3 protein-coding genes and 1 tRNA gene are annotated in these 2,782 nt (G+C 75.9%); 1 reads left to right on the forward strand and 3 read right to left on the reverse strand.

All coding sequences use genetic code 11. The features are described 5' to 3' along the window. Positions 1 to 815, reverse strand: an 815-nt coding sequence (locus tag Q7T67_RS12985; RefSeq protein ID WP_304790088.1) for a DNA-3-methyladenine glycosylase, incomplete at its 3' end; no start/stop codon positions are given. 124 nt (positions 816 to 939) lie between these two features. Between Q7T67_RS12985 and Q7T67_RS12990 the strand changes: the two genes are divergently transcribed. Further along, positions 940 to 2,130: a S1C family serine protease gene (locus Q7T67_RS12990; protein ID WP_304790091.1), complete on the forward strand. Its 1,191-nt coding sequence runs from the start codon at positions 940 to 942 to the stop codon at positions 2,128 to 2,130. 82 nt (positions 2,131 to 2,212) lie between these two features. Here Q7T67_RS12990 and Q7T67_RS12995 read toward each other — a convergent pair. Together Q7T67_RS12995 and Q7T67_RS13000 are read right to left on the reverse strand one after the other, a co-directional pair. Beyond that, a tRNA-Pro gene (locus Q7T67_RS12995) sits at positions 2,213 to 2,286 on the reverse strand. A gap of 82 nt (positions 2,287 to 2,368) precedes the next feature. Continuing rightward, on the reverse strand, positions 2,369 to 2,665 hold the full coding sequence (locus Q7T67_RS13000) for a hypothetical protein (RefSeq protein ID WP_304790094.1): 297 nt from the start codon (positions 2,663 to 2,665) through the stop codon (positions 2,369 to 2,371). Positions 2,666 to 2,782 lie beyond the last annotated feature (117 nt).

Genomic DNA, 2,782 nt, shown 5'->3' on the forward strand with positions numbered 1-2,782 from the left:
AGCACCAGGTCGCCGGCCGGGAACGCGTCGCGGTCGCCGAGCGCCCGCATCGCGACGTAGCCGGCGGTCCACCGACCGATGCCGGGCAGCGCGAGGAGCGCGGCGACCGTCGCGTGCGGTTCCGCGGCGGGGCGCAGGTCGACGGTCCCGTCCGCCACGGCGACGGCCAGCCGCCGGACCGTCGCGGCGCGGGCGCGCGGCATCGGCAGCGCGGCGTCGGGCAGGTCGGCGACGACCGCGGGCTCCGGGAAGGTCCGCAGCCGCTCCGCGGCCGCGCCGTCCGGGTCCATCCCGCGCGGCAGCTCCCGGCCGTGGGCCCGCACGAGCCGCCCGAGCACCGTGCGCGCCGCGGCGACCGAGACCTGCTGGCCGATCACGGCCCGCAGCGCCAGCTCGAACGGGTCGACCGTCCCCAGGACGCGGAGCCCAGGCCGCGCGGCGACCAGCGGTGCCAGCGCGGGATCACGGGCGAGGTGCGCGCCGACGGTCGCCGGGTCCGCGTCGAGGTCCAGCAGGCGCCGGACCAGGACCGTCGCCCCCGCGGCGTCGCGGGGATCGACGAGGCGGAGCTCGCCCGTCACCGTGCCGCCGGCGTCCGGGTCGCGGCCGTCCGGACCGGTCCCGGGAAGACCCGCGTCCGTCAGGCGCAACGACAGGAGGCCCGCCCCGTGCGGCAGGCGCAGGCTGCGGACGTACGCCCCGTCGGGCCCGACCCGTTCGAGGCCGTCGGCGGCACGCGCCCCGAGGACCCCGTGGAGGCCGCGGCCGTCGAACGGTGCGCGCACCGGCAGGCGCAGCTGGACCGTCGTCGGCACGCCCCGATCGTCCCAGGCCCTTCGGCGGTTCTTCGGAACCCTTGGGGAACGTCTTCGCCGGCGCTATGCAAGGTCTTCTGGCCGCTTGGGGGACGGGTCAGGGGTCCCCGTCAGCGTGTGGTCCATGAAGTCTCCGACCCGCTCCATCGTCGTCATGTGCACCGCCGCGCTCGTCGGGGGCACCGGCGGGGCGGTGATCGCCACCGAGGCCGTCGGGGGCGGCACGCAGACCGTCACTGCCGCCGCGACATCGACGCCCGCCGCCGTCAACCGCACCGTCGCGAACACGACGGGCGCCCTGACGGCCGGCCAGATCTACGCGCAGAGCCGCGACTCCGTCGCCTTCATCACCGCGACGACGAGCGGCTCGTCGCCGGGCGGCGCGCAGGGCGCTCCCGACGGGTTGGGCGGTCTCGGCGGTGGTCAGGGCGGATCGTCGTCGGCCGGCACGGCCACGGGGTCGGGCTTCGTCGTCTCCTCCGACGGCTACGTCGTGACCAACGCGCACGTGATCGACGGCGCCGACAGCGTCAAGGTGAAGATCGGCGACGGCGACACCCTGACCGCGAAGGTCGTCGGCGTCGACCAGTCCACGGACCTCGCGCTGCTGAAGGTGTCGGCCCCGAAGGCCCTGACGCCGCTGGAGCTCGCGCAGTCCTCCGACGTGCAGGTCGGCGACTCCACCTTCGCGATCGGCAACCCGTACGGCCTGTCGCGGACCCTGACCACCGGTGTCGTCTCCGCCCTGCACCGCAGCATCGAGTCGCCCAACGGCTACGCGATCACGGGCGTGCTGCAGACGGACGCGGCGATCAACCCCGGCAACTCCGGCGGCCCGCTGCTCGACGACCAGGGCCGCGTCATCGGCGTGAACTCGCAGATCGCCACGTCCTCGACGTCGAGCGACGGCAGCTCGGGCGGCAACGTCGGCATCGGCTTCGCGGTGCCGTCCGACACGGTCTCCCGCATCGTCCAGCAGCTGCGCACGACCGGCACCGCCAAGCACGCCTACCTCGGTGTCGGGACCGCGGACGCCGCGGCCACCGGCGAGGACGGCGTCGGCGCGACGGTCGCCTCCGTCGCCACCGGCGGCCCGGCGGCCGACGCGGGCCTGAAGGCCGGCGACGTGATCACGAAGGTCGGGGACACCACCGTCACCGACACCGAGCTGCTGGGCGCCGCGGTCGACACGCACCAGCCCGGCGAGCAGGTCGAGGTGCAGTACACCCGGGGCGGCGACCGGAAGACCGCGAAGGTCACCCTCGGCACGCGGCCCGACAGCGCGGCGCGCGCCACCTCGCCGACCGCGCCGTAGCGCCGCGACGCAGCCCGGGAACGAGCGAGGCCCGCGATCCGATGGATCGCGGGCCTCGCTGCCTGGTGGGTCCTGATGCAAATCGGGGCGAGAGGATTTGAACCTCCGACCTCGCCGACCCGAACGGCGCGCGCTACCAGGCTGCGCCACGCCCCGACGCGAGCGGGAGTATGGCAAAAGACGACCGGTCGAGGCCGCCCGCCCCCGGGCCCGGGGCCCGCGGCCGGACTCCGTCGGCTCAGTCGCCGGCGGCGCCACCGGCCGATGCGGCGGGGAACCCGTCGGGCTCGAACGACTCGCCGGCGAGCGCCGTGTAGAAGCGGATCGCCAGGCCGGTGACGAGCGTCTCGAACGCGTCCTGCACCGCGATGCCCTCCGCGTGCGCCCAGCGGCGCAGACCGTCGCCCTCGATGGCGTCGGCGTCGGCGAGCACGTCGTCGACGAGCTCGGGGTGCCGGTCGCAGAAGTACGCCCCGATGGCGTACATCGTCGAGTGCGAGGCGACGTCGATCACGCCCTCCGACTCAGACGACACCGGAGGTGCCCCCGTCGGACGGGTCCGGGGCCGCGGACGGCTCCGGGACGACGTCTGCGTCGGTGGTCCCGGCGTCCGGCGCCGCGGCGGTCCGGGCCGGCGCGGCCGGGGCGGTCG

The sequence above is a fragment of the Patulibacter sp. genome (assembly GCF_030655195.1).
In the GTDB taxonomy this organism is placed as follows: Bacteria; Actinomycetota; Thermoleophilia; order Solirubrobacterales; family Solirubrobacteraceae; genus Patulibacter.

What these genes read in the sequence shown, in the direction of transcription:
- Q7T67_RS12990 (WP_304790091.1), top strand. Translation starts at nt 940, where the DNA reads ATGAAGTCTCCGACCCGCTCCATCGTCGTCATGTGCACCGCCGCGCTC.